The sequence below is a fragment of the Bacillus fungorum genome (genome assembly GCF_002746455.1).
Classification (GTDB): domain Bacteria; phylum Bacillota; class Bacilli; order Bacillales; family Bacillaceae_G; genus Bacillus_A; species Bacillus_A fungorum.
The window spans coordinates 38,402-54,457 of the sequence record NZ_NWUW01000016.1 but is presented as its reverse complement, the minus strand read 5'-3'; the positions used below and the strand labels follow the sequence as shown (position 1 = coordinate 54,457).

At 36.0% G+C, this 16,056-nt stretch carries 13 protein-coding genes; 11 read left to right on the top strand and 2 right to left on the bottom strand.

The genetic code is table 11. The annotated features are described in order from the left end of the window. Window positions 1-7: 7 nt before the first annotated feature. From rbsA to inhA2, 5 genes are all read left to right on the top strand, one after another. Window positions 8-1,492, top strand: coding sequence for a ribose ABC transporter ATP-binding protein RbsA (gene rbsA, locus CO726_RS20400; protein ID WP_099685495.1), 1,485 nt, complete (start codon window positions 8-10; stop codon window positions 1,490-1,492). A gap of 2 nt (window positions 1,493-1,494) precedes the next feature. After that, on the top strand, window positions 1,495-2,430 hold the full coding sequence (locus CO726_RS20395; protein ID WP_099685494.1) for an ABC transporter permease subunit: 936 nt from the start codon (window positions 1,495-1,497) through the stop codon (window positions 2,428-2,430). Between the two features lie 14 nt (window positions 2,431-2,444). Then, on the top strand, window positions 2,445-3,371 hold the full coding sequence (gene rbsB / locus CO726_RS20390) for a ribose ABC transporter substrate-binding protein RbsB (RefSeq protein ID WP_099685493.1): 927 nt from the start codon (window positions 2,445-2,447) through the stop codon (window positions 3,369-3,371). Between the two features lie 34 nt (window positions 3,372-3,405). Continuing rightward, on the top strand, window positions 3,406-4,053 hold the full coding sequence (fsa, locus tag CO726_RS20385) for a fructose-6-phosphate aldolase (protein ID WP_000667664.1): 648 nt from the start codon (window positions 3,406-3,408) through the stop codon (window positions 4,051-4,053). 468 nt (window positions 4,054-4,521) lie between these two features. After that, a complete protein-coding gene (inhA2, locus tag CO726_RS20375; protein WP_099685492.1) occupies window positions 4,522-6,921 on the top strand; it encodes a M6 family metalloprotease immune inhibitor InhA2 in 2,400 nt (799 codons plus the stop codon). Window positions 6,922-7,210: 289 nt separating this feature from the next. On the opposite strand, the gene CO726_RS20370 is transcribed toward inhA2, so the two are convergent. Further along, window positions 7,211-8,383, bottom strand: a complete 1,173-nt coding sequence (locus CO726_RS20370; protein ID WP_098761534.1) for an MFS transporter — start codon at window positions 8,381-8,383, stop codon at window positions 7,211-7,213. Window positions 8,384-8,608: 225 nt separating this feature from the next. On the opposite strand from CO726_RS20370, the gene bdhA reads away from it, so the two are divergent. The 6 genes from bdhA (at window position 8,609) to CO726_RS20340 (ending at window position 14,890) form a co-directional block, all read left to right on the top strand. Continuing rightward, entirely contained in the window at window positions 8,609-9,661 is a 1,053-nt protein-coding gene (gene bdhA, locus CO726_RS20365) for a (R,R)-butanediol dehydrogenase (protein WP_098761533.1), read from the top strand. Between the two features lie 118 nt (window positions 9,662-9,779). Beyond that, complete coding sequence (locus tag CO726_RS20360; RefSeq protein WP_000948239.1) at window positions 9,780-10,124, top strand: potassium channel family protein; 345 nt, start codon at window positions 9,780-9,782, stop codon at window positions 10,122-10,124. 257 nt (window positions 10,125-10,381) lie between these two features. Continuing rightward, a complete protein-coding gene (gene cerA / locus CO726_RS20355; RefSeq protein ID WP_000731010.1) occupies window positions 10,382-11,233 on the top strand; it encodes a phospholipase CerA in 852 nt (283 codons plus the stop codon). 72 nt (window positions 11,234-11,305) lie between these two features. Continuing rightward, window positions 11,306-12,307 carry a sphingomyelinase C gene (gene sph / locus CO726_RS20350; protein WP_099685491.1) on the top strand — a complete coding sequence of 334 codons (1,002 nt, stop codon included), beginning with the start codon at window positions 11,306-11,308 and terminating at the stop codon, window positions 12,305-12,307. Between the two features lie 109 nt (window positions 12,308-12,416). Further along, the gene (locus CO726_RS20345) at window positions 12,417-13,589 is read left to right on the top strand and encodes an amino acid deaminase/aldolase (protein WP_099685490.1); all 1,173 of its coding nucleotides are present in this window, start codon (window positions 12,417-12,419) and stop codon (window positions 13,587-13,589) included. Beyond that, window positions 13,577-14,890 carry a D-arabinono-1,4-lactone oxidase gene (locus tag CO726_RS20340; RefSeq protein WP_099685489.1) on the top strand — a complete coding sequence of 438 codons (1,314 nt, stop codon included), beginning with the start codon at window positions 13,577-13,579 and terminating at the stop codon, window positions 14,888-14,890. Before CO726_RS20345 ends, CO726_RS20340 begins: the two co-directional genes overlap by 13 nt. 7 nt (window positions 14,891-14,897) lie before the next feature. Here the strand turns inward: CO726_RS20340 and CO726_RS20335 are convergent, their stop codons facing one another. After that, entirely contained in the window at window positions 14,898-16,049 is a 1,152-nt protein-coding gene (locus CO726_RS20335) for a VanZ family protein (RefSeq protein WP_099685488.1), read from the bottom strand. Window positions 16,050-16,056: the final 7 nt, after the last annotated feature.

The window sequence follows — 16,056 nt, the reverse complement described above, 5'->3', positions numbered from 1 at the left end:
GATGAGAATGCATATTGAAATGAAAAATATTTCAAAGGCGTTCAATGGCAATCCTGTTTTGAAGAATGCACAGTTTATGATTGAAACAGGAGAAGTTCATGCATTGATGGGGGAAAATGGAGCGGGTAAATCAACGCTCATGAAGATTTTAACAGGTGTATACAAAAAAGATGGTGGAACAATCACGATTGATGGACAAGAACGAACTTTTAAAAATGCGAAAGAAGCTGAAGAGCACGGTATTGCATTTATACATCAAGAATTGAACATATTATCGAACTTAACAGTAGCTGAAAATATGTTTCTCGGTAAAGAGTTAATGTATGGGAAGACAGGTATTTTACGTACGCGTCAAATGAACGCGATTGCGCAGCAGCAACTAGCGGAGTTAGGGTTACATGTAAAAGGCGCTATGTTGACAGGAGAATTATCGGTTGGACAACAGCAAATTATCGAAATTGCGAAAGCATTAATGACAAATGCGAGCGTTATTATTATGGATGAACCTACCGCTGCATTAACAGATCGTGAAATTGAAACGTTGTTTACTGTCATTAATAAATTACGTAAAGAAGGCGTTTCGTTCGTTTATATTTCACACCGAATGGAAGAAATTTTTTCAATATGTGATGCCATTACGATTTTACGTGATGGGGAATATGTGGGAAAGAGATTTATTCCGGAAACATCGTTTGATGAAGTAGTGAGTATGATGGTGGGGCGCAGCATTGGTGAACGTTACCCAGAACGAAATAGTCAAATTGGCGATGTTATTTTTGAAATGCGTAATGGAACGAAAAAAGGAAAGTTTGAAAATGTTTCGTTTCAAGTTAGAAAAGGTGAAATCCTTGGTGTTGCCGGCTTGATGGGAGCTGGCCGTACAGATATTATGAAAGCGATATTTGGATACGAACCTTTAGATTCTGGCCAAATTTTCATAAATGGACAAGAAGTAAAGATTGATAGTCCGATAGATGCGATTAGACAAAGAATAGCTTTCATTACAGAGGATAGAAAATCCGAAGGGTTAGTGCTAGATTTCTCAATTCGAGAAAATTTAGCTTTACCAAATTTAGAAAGTCTTTCAAAGGGAAGTGTCTTAAGTAACGAACTAGAACAACAGTTTACAGCAGACATGATGAAATTGCTTAATGTGAAAGCAGCTAGCGGAGAGCAAGCGGTGAAATCTCTTTCTGGTGGAAATCAGCAAAAGGTTGTTATTGCAAAATGGCTAGGTATCCACCCGCAGTTACTCATTTTAGATGAGCCAACAAGGGGTGTCGATGTTGGAGCGAAAAAAGAAATTTACTCTATTATGAATAAGCTTACCGAGCAAGGCGATGCCGTTATTATGGTATCATCTGAGCTTCCAGAAGTTTTAGGAATGAGTGATCGCGTTCTTGTTATTCATGAAGGAAAAGTCGGCGGAATTTTAGAGAAAGATGAGGTATCACAAGAGTCTATTATGGCACTAGCTACAGGGGGAGAGTAAGGATGGCTAAGAAGGGGAATGTATTGCAACAACTTGGGTCTTTAATTGGACTAGCGCTAATTATTGTAGTAATTACGGCTTTAAATCCAGCGTTTATTGAAATTCCAAATGTATTTAATATACTGCGTCAAGTATCGATTAATGCGCTTATTGCATTCGGAATGACCTTTGTAATTTTAACAGGGGGTATTGACTTATCGGTAGGTTCTATTTTAGCATTATCAAGTGCACTTGTTGCTGGAATGATGGCAAGTGGTATGGATCCGTTCCTTGCAATGGCAGTTGGACTACTTGCTGGTCTTGTAATGGGAATTGTAAACGGTATCATCATTGCGAAAGGAAAAGTAGCTCCGTTTATTGCGACTTTAGCAACAATGACTATTTTTCGTGGGTTGACGCTTGTTTATATGGACGGACGTCCGATCACTGGTCTTGGTGATCATTTAATGTTCCAAATGTTTGGCCGCGGTTATTTTCTCGGTATTCCGGTACCAGCTGTTACAATGATGATCGCTTTCGCAGTACTGTACTTCATTTTGAAGAAAACAACATTTGGTCGCCGTACATTTGCAATTGGTGGAAATGAAGAAGCGGCAGCACTATCAGGTATTAATGTTACGAGAATTAAAGTAATGATTTACGGTCTTTCTGGAATTTTGGCAGCGCTTGCAGGTATTGTCTTAACATCACGACTAGATTCTGCACAGCCGACTGCAGGTACTTCTTACGAATTAGATGCAATTGCAGCAGTTGTATTAGGAGGAACAAGTCTTTCTGGAGGAAGAGGATGGATTGTTGGTACATTCATCGGTGTACTTATTATCGGCGTACTAAATAACGGTTTAAATTTATTAGGTGTATCTTCTTTCTTCCAACAAGTTGTAAAAGGGCTTGTAATCTTACTAGCTGTATTAATTGATCGTCGAAAAGAAGCGTAATGGAGGGATAGTTCATGAAAAAGTGGTTACTTATACTCGTTGCATGTATTATGGTCATTACTGCTGGTTGTTCAATGGAACCACCAGAATGGGCAAAGGATTCTAGCGATAAAGGTCGAAATAAAACTATTAAAGTTGGATTCTCTGTTTCAACTTTAAATAATCCGTTTTTTGTAACTTTGAAAAAAGGGGCAGAAAAGAAAGCGAAAGAAAGCGGCATTGAATTGATTGCTGTTGATGCACAAAATGATGCAGCAAAGCAAACAAATGATGTTGAAGATTTAATTCAAAAAGGTGTCGATGTAGTTGTTATTAATCCAACCGATTCAGATGCTGTTGCTTCAGCAGTAAGTGCGGCAAATGCAGCAAATGTTCCTGTTATTACAGTAGACCGCGTTGCGAATTCAGGCAAGGTTGTTTCTCACATTGCCTCTAATAATATTGAAGGTGGTCAAATGGCTAGTGATTACATTCGTGAATTAGTGGGCGGGGGAGAAAACGTTGCTGAGTTAGAAGGAATCCCTGGCTCTTCTGCTGCTCGTGAGCGCGGGAAAGGATTCCATAATGTAGCTGATAAGTCTTTAAAAGTAGTTGCCAAACAAGCGGCTGATTTTGATAGAGCGAAAGGATTATCTGTTATGGAAAACATTTTACAAGCAAATGGTGATATTAAAGCCGTGTTTGCGCATAACGACGAGATGGCATTAGGTGCACTTGAAGCATTGAAGTCTGCTGGAAAAACAGATGTAGTCGTTGTTGGATTTGATGCAACAGAAGATGCTGTAAAAGCGGTTAACGATGGGCGTATGGCTGCAACAGTTGCTCAAAAACCGGAATTAATCGGGGAGAAGGCGATGCAAACAGCAAAAGAGATAACACAAGGTAAAAAAGTGGACAAATCTATTCCGATTGAATTAGAGCTTATTAAGAAAAACAAATAAATATAAAATGAAAATTAGGAAGGAAGACTAACAAATGAAATTCTTTATTGATACAGCAAACATTAACGAAATTAAAGAGGCAAATGCATTAGGCGTATTAGCTGGAGTAACGACAAATCCATCACTTGTAGCAAAAGAAGGCGTAGATTTCCACGAGCGTATTCGTGAAATTTGCAGCGTTGTAGAGGGTCCTGTAAGTGCAGAAGTAATTAGCTTAGAAGCTGATAAAATGATCGAAGAAGGAAAAGAATTAGCGAAAATTGCTCCAAACGTTGTTGTAAAAGTTCCGATGACAACAGAAGGTTTAAAAGCAGTAAAAGCATTCTCTGACTTAGGAATTCGTACAAACGTTACATTAGTATTCTCAGCAGTTCAAGCATTACTTGCAGCTCGCGCTGGTGCGACATACGTTTCACCATTCTTAGGTCGCTTAGATGATATCGGTCATAACGGTATGGACTTAATTCGCCAAATCGCAGAAATCTTTGCAATTCACGGTATTGAAACAGAAATCATCGCAGCATCTGTACGTCACAGCGTTCACGTAACTGACGCAGCATTAAACGGTGCACATATTGCAACAATCCCAGCAAATGTAATTGCTTCATTAGTGAAGCATCCATTAACAGATCAAGGAATTGAGAAATTCTTAGCTGATTGGGAAAAAACACAAGAGAAATAATAGAAAATCAAGAATCCTAGTTTAATTGACTAGGATTCTTTTTTATTTAAAAGAATTTTCATGCAATTTTGCATATTGTCTTTTAAATTTGTTATATAAACTATTTAATATATACAAATCACTCTTTATTTTTCATATTTTGATATAAAGTGAAACTTTAATCAGTGGGGGGCTTTGTTCATCCCCCCACTGACTATTAGTTGAACCAATCGGGCTTTTACGAGCAGTTATCTCCCGCCTAACTTCCTCGCATTCACCGAATTTTGAGGTGGGAGTCTTACTGCCCGTTAAAGCGGGATAAAAAGATAGAGGGTCTGACCAGAAAACTGGAGGGCATGATTCTATGACAGAAAGTTTAACGTTTATAGAATTATGCCTTTTTATATAGGGAGGGTAGTAAACAGAGATTTCGGCAAAAAACACACTGAATTATCGGAATTTTAAGTTTTATAAAAGGAGAGAAATAGAATGAGAAGAAAAGCGCCATTTAAAGTGTTATCGTCATTAGCAATTGCGGCAATTATCGGATGCACATCTGTAATAAGTGCTCCATTAGCATACGCAGAAACGCCAGCAAAAGAGAAAGATAATGTATCTACAACACCAATTGATTACAATTTAATTCAAGAAGATCGTTTAGCGGAAGCGTTGAAAGAAAGAGGAACAATTAATCCAGCATCTTCTAAAGAAGATACGAAAAAGGCTGTAGAGAAATATATTGAAAAGAAACAAGGGGATCAGGCAAATAAAGAAATTCTTCCAGCGGATACTGCTAAAGAGGCATCTGATTTCGTGAAAAAAGTAAAAGAGAAGAAAATGGAAGAAAAGGAGAAAGTAAAGAAACCTGAAAAAAATGTTAGCCCTGAGCAAAAGCCAGAACCAAATAAAAAACAATTGAATGGGCAAGTTCCAACATCTAAGGCAAAGCAAGCGCCTTATAAAGGATCTGTTCGCACTGATAAAGTATTAGTATTACTCGTTGAATTTAGTGATTATAAACATAATAATATTGATCAAACACCAGGGTATATGTATTCGAATGACTTTAGTAGAGAGCATTATCAAAAAATGTTATTTGGTAATGAACCATACACGTTATTTGATGGTTCGAAAGTAAAAACGTTTAAACAATATTACGAAGAGCAGTCTGGCGGTAGTTATACGACGGACGGATATGTAACGGAGTGGTTAACTGTCCCAGGAAAGGCGTCTGACTACGGTGCTGATGGTAGTAGTGGTCACGATAATAAAGGACCAAAAGGCGCACGTGATTTAGTGAAAGAAGCTTTACATGCAGCTGCTGAGAAAGGGTTAGATTTATCTCAATTTGATCAATTTGATAGATATGATACAAACGGTGATGGAAATCAAAATGAACCTGACGGTGTAATTGATCATTTAATGGTAATCCATGCTGGTGTTGGTCAAGAAGCTGGTGGCGGTAAATTAGGTGATGATGCAATTTGGTCACATCGTTCAAAATTAGCAATAGATCCAGTAGCGATTGAAGGTACAAAATCAAAGGTAGATTACTTTGGTGGAAAAGTAGCAGCGCATGATTACACAATTGAACCAGAAGATGGAGCAGTAGGTGTATTTGCGCATGAATTTGGACATGACCTTGGATTACCGGATGAATATGACACGAAATATACTGGAAATGGTTCACCTGTTGAAGCTTGGTCGTTAATGAGTGGAGGTAGTTGGACAGGGAAAATTGCAGGAACAGAGCCAACTAGTTTCTCACCACAAAATAAAGATTTCTTACAAAAGAATATGGGTGGCAACTGGGCAAACATTTTAGAAGTAGATTACGATAAAATTAAGCGTGGTGTAGGAGTTCCTACATATATTGATCAAAGTGTTACGAAATCTAATCGTCCAGGTGTTGTACGCGTTAACTTACCAGGTAAAAGTGTTGAAACGATTAAACCGGAGTTTGGAAAGCATGCATATTATAGTACAAGAGGAGATGATATGCATACAACACTAGAAACACCATTTTTTGATTTAACAAAAGGGACAAAGGCAAAATTTGATTATAAAGCAAATTATGAGTTAGAAGCAGAGTGCGATTTTGTCGAAGTACATGCAGTAACAGAAGATGGAACGAAAACATTAATTCATAGACTTGGCGAAAAAGTAGTCCAAGGAGATAAAGACACAACAGATGGAAAATGGATTGATAAATCATACGATTTAAGTCAATTTAAAGGGAAGAAAGTGAAACTACAATTCGACTATATTACAGATCCAGCTGTAACATATAAAGGTTTCGCGATGGATAATGTAAATGTAACAGTTGATGGACAAGTAGTATTTTCTGATGATGCAGAAGGAACATCTAAAATGAATTTAAATGGTTTTGTTGTTTCTGATGGGACAGAGAAAAAAGCTCATTATTACTACTTAGAGTGGAGAAACTATGCGGGATCAGATAATGGATTAAAAGCAGGAAAAGGTCCAGTATATAATACAGGTCTTGTCGTTTGGTATGCAGATGATAGTTTTAAAGATAACTGGGTTGGGGTACATCCAGGTGAAGGCTTCCTTGGTGTTGTAGATTCGCATCCAGAGGCACTTGTTGGTAATTTAAATGGGAAACCAGCGTACGGTAATACAGGTATGCAAATTGCAGACGCTGCATTTTCATTTGATCAAACACCAGCATGGAGTGTAAATTCATTAACACGTGGACAGTTTAACTATTCTGGATTACAAGGTGTTACAACTTTCGATGATTCAAAAGTATATAGTAACAAACAAATTGCAGACGCAGGAAGAAAAGTTCCAAACCTTGGACTTAAATTCCAAGTTGTTGGACAGGCAGAGGATAAATCGGCAGGCGCTGTTTGGATTAAACGTTAATAACATAAAAGCACATTCTTCATATGAAGAGTGTGTTTTTTTATTTGTGCAGTAAGTTATTATTTTAGCTTATATAATACAAGTGTTTGTTCATAGGTAGTGTATCAAATTATGAGGGGAAAGGAAATATTTCCGAGGAAATTGTCGAACTGTACTTATTTTCTTCTTATTTTGTTATCCATTGTATTATCTTTATGAAAAATATAATGCCATATTGTTTATTAAATACGGCTTATTGAAAGTTAAAAGTTGAATAGAAGTTTATCATTAAAAAAAGACAATGATGGAATTATCCTATCATTGTCTTTTTTACTTTGTCTCTGCCTTTTACTTTGCTTCTTACATAAATCATTCCGGCAAATGTTAATAAGAATGCAGTTCCGATAACGAAGCTGACGCTAGGTGATGCCCCAATTGCTCCAACTGTAAAGGATCCAGCAACAACTCCTAATGAGAAGAAAGCATAAAACAATCCGAATGCTTTTCCGCGTTGATCATCTGTTGTATTTTCAACAAGTAATGCATTTATTGATGGGAAGAGGATAGCAAATCCAATGCCATAAATCATCATAACGATAAAGAGCATACCTTTTGTTGCGAATAATCCAAGTAAAGATAATGCTAATGCCATTACTGTAATCCCAATTAGCATGAGTTTTGAACGATTAAATCGATCGTAAATACGGTTTGTTGGCAGTAAGAAGAAGAGGATAGCGGTAATTCCGAACACACTTAACATCATGCCTGTTGTAGATGCTTTAAGGGCTAATGCCTCAACTTTCACAGGTAACATATACGTGACAATTCCTTGTGAAAACATTAGTGTGAAAGCACCAATATATGCTTGTAATAACGGTTCTGATTTCAATAGTTCAATCATATCTTCTTTGTTCATCATTTGTGTTCTTGAAGTATCTTTTCTTGATACGTTATTTGGTAAGAAGAATAGAGATACGATTGTACCAAGAACCATTAAAATAGAAATGGTAATGAACACCCACTCTATACCAGCAGTTGCTTTCATAATCCCACTGAAAGCAGGTCCTACAATTGCCGCTGTTCCAACAGCAGCACCAGATAGAGCCATTGCCTTACCTTGTTTTGCTGAATTTGTTTGTTTTGATAAAAACGTAAAAGCAGCAGGAATTAAAAATCCATCACTAAAACCATGCATAAAGCGCACAACTAATAGTTGTTCACCACTTTGAACAACGGTGTATAACAAGACTATGAAACTCGTAAGTCCCATGCTTATATAAAGTATTTTTTTTGCACCAAATTTATCGACGGCAGCACCAGCAATAATATTACCGATCATATTAGCGAATGAGTACATACCGACAACTAGCCCAATAATAAGAGGGGATCCTCCAAGACTTTGAGCGAACGTACTCATAATAGGTAATTGTGAAAATGTATCTAGAAATGCTACGATAACAATAAAGTAAATAAAATATTTCAAGCGATATTCACCTCTCCTATGCTATTATGGCATAATGCTAATTTTAACCGCAATGAAATTGAATTAACAGATGTGGAAAAAAGTACAAAGTGACAAAATATTGAACGTTATTTGTTAAAATTTAGTGGAAATAAGATTGTTTTTTTGAAATATATGGATAGAAGTATTATAATAGATTTGTAAACTTCACCAGGTTAAGTATATACGTAGAGAGGGATGTATAAAATGAAAGCATTACTTTGGCATAATCAACGTGATGTACGAGTAGAAGAAGTACCAGAACCAACTGTAAAACCAGGAGCAGTTAAGATTAAAGTTAAATGGTGTGGTATCTGCGGGACAGACCTGCATGAATATTTAGCAGGACCTATCTTTATTCCAACAGAAGAGCATCCATTAACACATGTAAAAGCACCGGTTATTTTAGGTCATGAGTTTAGCGGTGAGGTAGTTGAAATCGGTGAAGGCGTTACATCTCATAAAGTGGGAGACCGCGTCGTTGTAGAACCAATTTATTCTTGTGGTAAATGTGAAGCTTGTAAACATGGACATTACAATGTTTGTGAACAACTTGTTTTCCACGGTCTTGGTGGAGAAGGCGGTGGTTTCTCTGAATATACAGTAGTACCAGAAGATATGGTTCACCATATTCCAGATGAAATGACGTATGAACAAGGTGCACTTGTAGAACCAGCAGCTGTAGCAGTTCATGCAGTACGTCAAAGTAAATTAAAAGAAGGGGAAGCTGTAGCAGTATTTGGTTGTGGTCCAATTGGACTTCTTGTCATTCAAGCAGCTAAAGCAGCAGGAGCAACTCCTGTTATTGCAGTTGAACTTTCTAAAGAACGTCAAGAGTTAGCAAAATTAGCAGGTGCGGATTACGTATTAAACCCAGCTACTCAAGATGTATTAGCAGAAATTCGTAACTTAACAAATGGTTTAGGTGTAAATGTGAGCTTTGAAGTAACAGGTGTTGAAGTAGTACTTCGTCAAGCGATTGAAAGTACAAGTTTCGAAGGGCAAACTGTAATTGTTAGTGTATGGGAAAAAGACGCAAAAATTACTCCAAACAATCTTGTACTAAAAGAAAAAGAAGTGGTTGGTATTTTAGGATACCGTCATATCTTCCCAGCTGTTATTAAATTAATTAGCTCTGGCCAAATTCAAGCAGAGAAATTAATTACGAAAAAAATTACAGTGGATCAAGTTGTTGAAGAAGGATTTGAAGCACTTGTAAAAGATAAAACACAAGTGAAAATTCTTGTTTCACCTAAATAATAGAGAATAGTAAAAAGTAGCCCTTTTCTAGAAATAGAAGAGGGCTACTTTTTTTCTATACAGAAAGGTGATAGACTTTCCTTTAACTAAAGGTATTTTGTTTGGAAGGGGAAGTCTAATGCTTTCATTTATGTTGACATTGAAACGGATGCTAAAAGCTTGTTTACGAGCGTGGAAAGATAAAGAATTTCAAGTATTATTCGTATTAACATTTTTAACATTAACATCTGGTACGATTTTTTATAGTACAGTTGAAGGTTTACGTCCTCTTGACGCTTTATATTTTAGTGTGGTCACGCTGACGACTGTCGGTGATGGAAATTTTAGTCCGCAAACTGATTTTGGAAAGGTATTTACAATCTTATACATATTTATTGGAATTGGATTAGTGTTTGGATTTATTCATAAGTTGGCAGTTAATGTACAGCTACCAAGTATATTATCGAATAGAAAAAAAGAGTAAAGCATGTGTATGCTTTACTCTTTTTTTACATTAGTTTAGATAATCATTCGTAGTAGCTTAACGATACTTTATTACATAAGTGCATTCATTATATTCACTATGTATAAAGTTATAATGATATGAAAATTTGCATATTTTAATTTAGTGATAGAAATTTCATGAAAGGTGGGATATTCTAGTCATAGGTTAACCGGATGACATCATAGGATCTTAACAAAAAGTTTACAATAATTCAATTATAAAATGGAGGATTTCAGATGAAAAAGAAAGTACTTGCTTTAGCAGCAGCTATTACATTAGTAGCTCCGTTACAAAGTGTTGCATTTGCTCATGAAAATGATGGGGGAAGTAAAATAAAAATAGTTCACCGCTGGTCTGCTGAAGATAAACATAAAGAAGGCGTAAACTCTCATTTATGGATTGTAAACCGTGCCATTGATATTATGTCTCGCAATACAACACTTGTAAAACAAGATCGAGTTGCACAATTAAATGAATGGCGTACGGAGTTAGAGAACGGTATTTATGCAGCTGACTATGAAAATCCTTATTATGATAATAGCACATTTGCTTCACATTTCTATGATCCAGACAATGGAAAAACATATATTCCATTTGCAAAGCAGGCAAAAGAAACTGGAGCTAAATATTTTAAATTAGCTGGTGAGTCATACAAAAATAAAGATATGAAACAAGCATTCTTCTATTTAGGATTATCTCTTCATTATTTAGGAGATGTAAACCAACCGATGCATGCGGCAAACTTTACAAATCTTTCATACCCACAAGGATTCCATTCTAAATATGAAAACTTTGTAGATACGATAAAAGATAATTATAAAGTAACGGATGGAAATGGATATTGGAACTGGAAAGGTACAAATCCAGAAGAGTGGATTCATGGAGCGGCAGTAGTAGCAAAACAAGATTACTCTGGAATTGTAAATGATAATACGAAAGATTGGTTCGTAAAAGCAGCTGTATCACAAGAATATGCAGATAAATGGCGTGCTGAAGTTACACCAATGACAGGTAAGCGATTAATGGATGCACAACGTGTTACTGCCGGATACATTCAGCTTTGGTTTGATACGTACGGAGATCGTTAAGTATTTAAAAAGGTCAAATCTCATAATAGAGTATTTGGCCTTTTTATCACTATACACATGGAGGTATGAAACGTGAAAGGTAATTTGCTAAAAGGTGTACTTAGCTTTGGGATTGGTTTAGGAGTTTTATCCGGAGGATCTTCAGCTCAAGCAGACATGTCTACAAATCAAAATAGTACTTTAAAAGTGATGACACATAATGTGTACATGCTATCAACTAACTTATATCCGAACTGGGGACAAAGTGAGCGTGCTGATTTAATTGGGGCAGCGGATTATATTAAGAATCAGGATGTAGTTATATTAAATGAAGTGTTTGATAATAGCGCATCAGATCGTTTGTTAGGGAATTTGAAGAAAGAATATCCAAACCAAACGGCAGTATTAGGTCGTAGTAACGGAAACGAGTGGGATAAAACGTTAGGTAGCTATTCATCTTCAACTCCTGAAGATGGGGGCGTTGCAATCGTGAGCAAATGGCCGATCGTTGAAAAGATTCAATATGTATTTGCAAAAGGATGCGGGCCAGATAATTTATCAAATAAAGGATTTGTATACACGAAAATTAAGAAAAATGATCGTTTCGTTCATGTAATTGGGACGCATTTGCAGGCTGAAGATAGTATGTGCGGAAAAACTTCACCTGCATCTGTACGTACAAACCAGCTAAAAGAAATTCAAGATTTTATTAAAAATAAGAATATACCAAATGACGAGTACGTCCTATTTGGTGGTGATATGAACGTAAATAAAATAAATGCAGAGAACAATAGTGACTCAGAGTACGCATCCATGTTCAAAACATTGCATGCGTCAATTCCATCTTATACGGGACATACAGCAACTTGGGATGCGACGACAAACAGTATTGCGAAATATAATTTCCCTGATAGCCCTGCCGAGTATTTAGATTATATTATTGCAAGTAAAGATCATGCGAATCCATCACTTATAGAGAATAAAGTGTTACAGCCAAAATCTCCACAGTGGACTGTTACATCATGGCTCAAAAAATATACATATAATGATTACTCTGATCATTATCCAGTAGAGGCGACTATTTCTCTGAAGTAGTCCTAAAAAAGTTTCTTCTTAATAGGAAGAAACTTTTTTATTTTGTAAGAGGAAATTTAAACTTTCTTTCCAATATGTATAAGACATATAGAGAAGAGGGGAGAAAAATGTGGATCGAGGAATTTTTAAAGAAGTCCCATTACCGTGTGCATTTTTGGATGAAGTGGCTTTAGATAGAAATATTCAATCGATTATAGAATTAAGTGGAAATAAGAAGATTCGTATAGCGAGTAAATCGTTACGTTCTGTTCCAGTTATGCAAAAGATTTTATCTGCACATGATCGATTTCAAGGTATTATGTGTTTTTCACCTAGGGAAGCTTTGTTTTTAATTGAACAAGGATTCAATGATTTATTGCTCGGATATCCTGCTTATGATGAAAGAGCGTTACATGAAATAAGTTTGCTAACAAAGCAAGGGCTCATTATAACTTGTATGGTGGATTGTGAAGACCATATTGTTTATTTAGAAAAAATTGCTGAGAAGTCTAAAGGGTGTTTTCGTGTTTGTTTGGATATTGATATGAGTAGTCGTTTTTTTCAATTTCATTTTGGGGTCAAAAGATCACCGGTAAAAGATGTGCAAGGTGTTTTGAAAATAGTAAAAAGGGTGAAAGAATCATCATTTTTAATACTAGATGGTGTAATGGGGTATGAAGCCCAAATTGCTGGGGTAGGAGATCACATACCGAATCAACGAGTGAAAAGTAAAGTGATTTCATATTTAAAGAAGAAATCAGTGTTAGAAGTTAAAGAAAGAAGAGGACATATCGTAAAAGAAATACAAAATCTAGGTATTGAACTAAGGTTTGTAAATGGGGGAGGCACAGGAAGTATAAAAACAACTGAGCAAGATCATTCAGTTTCAGAGATTACAATAGGTTCTGCTTTTTATGCCCCGAAGTTGTTTGATTATTATAAAGATGTGCAATTTCATCCAGCTGTCGGATTTGCTTTACCAGTTGTGCGTAAACCAGCCCCAACTATTTACACTTGTCTAGGTGGTGGATATATTGCCTCAGGCGCAATTGGGAAAGATAAAGAACCTGAGGTTTGGAGGCCCGATGGTGCAAAATTAGTAGGTTTAGAAGGTGCTGGTGAGGTACAAACACCGATTTTGTATAACGGTGAGGAACGAGTAGAGATAGGAGATTCTATCTTGTTTCGCCATAGTAAAGCTGGAGAATTATGTGAGCGGTTTCCTTTTTTATATCGTGTGAAAGAAGGAGAGATTGTTGGGGAGTATTTAACATATCGGGGGGATGGCCAATGCTTTCTATAAAGGGACAAAAATGGAGAAATTGGACAGGGAATGTAGAAGGAACGCCGCATTATACGATGTATCCAGAGAGTATACAAGATGTAGTAGAAGTTGTAGGGCTTGCGCGAAAAAAAGGGAAGAAAATTCGTGTTGTCGGTTCAGGACATTCGTTTACACCTCTCGTGCAAACGGAAGAAATTTTAGTTTCTTTAGATGAATTGAAGGGCATTGTGAATATTGATACGGAGAAGATGGTTGTCGAAGTATGGGCAGGAACAAAGTTACATGAGCTAGGGAAGTTACTTGAGGAAAAAGGTTATGCGCAAGAAAATTTAGGGGATATTGATTCGCAATCTATTGCAGGAGCAATTAGTACGGGGACACATGGGACGGGTATTACCTTTGGGAGTTTATCAACACAAGTTATAGAGATTACCGCAGTTTTATCTACAGGTGAGGGTATAGTTTGTTCGGAAACGGAGAATGTGGAATATTGGAGAGCCTTTCAGTTGTCACTTGGGATGCTAGGTATCATTGTAAAGATAAAATTGAAAGTTATCAGGGCGTATTCACTTGTGTATGAAAGTGAAAAACAGTCATTATCTAATGTAATGAACAAATTAGAAGAATATAAGAAGAATCGTCACTTTGAATTTTTTGTTTTTCCTTATTCAGATGAAGTGCAAGTGAAAGTTACAAACGAAACAACGAGTAAAAAAAGTGATTTGAAATGGCATAAACTAAAGGTAGAGTTGCTTGAAAATAAGATGTTTTCTTTGTTATCTAAAGGATGTAAATGGTTTCCCTCTATAAGTAAGGGAGTAAGTCGATTATCGGCTAAAGCTGTACCGAATACAAAAATAATTGGTCCGAGTTATGAAGTATTTGCTACATCGCGTGCGGTTCCATTTTATGAAATGGAGTATAGTGTTCCTTCAAAGTATATGAGGACTGTTGTAGAAGAAATTTCAAATCTTATTGAAAAGAAAAAGTATAAGGTGCACTTCCCAATTGAATGCCGTTATGTGAAAAGGGATGATATATGGCTCAGTCCAGCGTATGGAAGAGATTCAGCGTATATTGCTGTTCATATGTATAAAGGGATGAAGTATGCTGCTTATTTTGGGGAAGTGGAGAAAATCTTTCTAAAGTATGAAGGACGGCCACATTGGGGGAAAATGCATACGTTAACGTACGAACAATTACAAAATATATATCCGGAATTACACTCGTTTCTAAAGGTGAGGAAGTTATTAGATGAAGCAGAAATGTTTTTAAACCCTTATACAGAAAAATTATTTACGCCTATGAAAAAAAGCTGACAAAGTATTACTTGTCAGCTTTTTTTAGTGTAATTGCATTTTTTGTTTGACTGATATGCTCGTAAAATAGTAACTTATCACGACTAAATACATGTAATAAAACATGAATAATAAATAGGCCGTTAATTACGAATTGGAATAATACTATAACTAGTAATACTAAAGGCTCTGTAAGATTTAAGATAGAGCTACTAGAAAGAATATAATTGATTCCACCTAAAATGAAATAGAATATACCGTAACGGATGAATAGTTCCTTCAACGTAATACGATTTGATTTTCCTTTCACGTAAATACGAAGTAATGCTTTCCCAATTGTCTTTCCATTCGTAAAGTATGGAATGATAATAAAGTAAATAAAGATCGAACACGTTATGAAAATGAGTTCGTATATGTTCGTGTAAGATTGAATATTAGAAACAAAGAAAGAATTTCCTTTGTTTTTAATGACAGGTACAACGATAGATAAGAAAATCCAATCAATTTGCATCGCGATAAAGCGACGAACGAATCCGACTGGTTTCGTTTCCAAATCAATATGACTATCTAATTCGTTTGCTTTCGGAAGGAAGTACGTAAATATTGGTGCAATAATAAAGCCAATTACGCCACCTAATGTATTTAAAAACAGATCATCTATATCAAATAAGCGGTATGCACAATTGTATATGCCGTATAGTCCAGTCACTTGTGTTAGCTCGAAAAAGAGTGAAAGACAAAAAGAAATACAAATTGTTTGTAAGAAACTACGTCGGAAATAATAACGTAAGTATATACCAAATGGAACGGTTAATAGAACGTTAAATGCTACTTGTAAAAACGCAGATTCTTTTAATAGGTAGAAATAAGTAGCTGGTTTCGTTAAAATTGCCGAGGTATGATTACTAATTTCTTGTATGAAATAAAATGGTGATAGTTGCATGTGCTGCGTATTAGCCGGTTGTAGGCTACAAGTATCATATGTTTGTGGTAACGGCAAAATCACAAGAAAATAGGCATTTAATAAGTAAAGTAATAATGAGTATAAAATAAATGAGCGCCATTTATTTAAATAACCATATTTTCGATAATTAAATATTAAAAAAGGTATTAAGAGGAACATTGCTAAAATAGGAAATAAAATAAATGCTGTTTTTACTGGAAATAAATATGCAGTCAAAATGAAG

Excerpts from the sequence above, each read along its gene's own strand:
- cerA (WP_000731010.1), top strand. The coding sequence starts at position 10,382 with ATGAAAAAGAAAGTACTTGCTTTAGCAGCAGCTATTACATTAGTAGCT.
- rbsB (WP_099685493.1), top strand. The coding sequence starts at position 2,445 with ATGAAAAAGTGGTTACTTATACTCGTTGCATGTATTATGGTCATTACT.
- rbsA (WP_099685495.1), top strand. The coding sequence starts at position 8 with ATGCATATTGAAATGAAAAATATTTCAAAGGCGTTCAATGGCAATCCT.
- inhA2 (WP_099685492.1), top strand. The coding sequence starts at position 4,522 with ATGAGAAGAAAAGCGCCATTTAAAGTGTTATCGTCATTAGCAATTGCG.
- CO726_RS20360 (WP_000948239.1), top strand. The coding sequence starts at position 9,780 with ATGCTTTCATTTATGTTGACATTGAAACGGATGCTAAAAGCTTGTTTA.
- fsa (WP_000667664.1), top strand. The coding sequence starts at position 3,406 with ATGAAATTCTTTATTGATACAGCAAACATTAACGAAATTAAAGAGGCA.
- CO726_RS20340 (WP_099685489.1), top strand. The coding sequence starts at position 13,577 with ATGCTTTCTATAAAGGGACAAAAATGGAGAAATTGGACAGGGAATGTA.
- CO726_RS20395 (WP_099685494.1), top strand. The coding sequence starts at position 1,495 with ATGGCTAAGAAGGGGAATGTATTGCAACAACTTGGGTCTTTAATTGGA.
- bdhA (WP_098761533.1), top strand. The coding sequence starts at position 8,609 with ATGAAAGCATTACTTTGGCATAATCAACGTGATGTACGAGTAGAAGAA.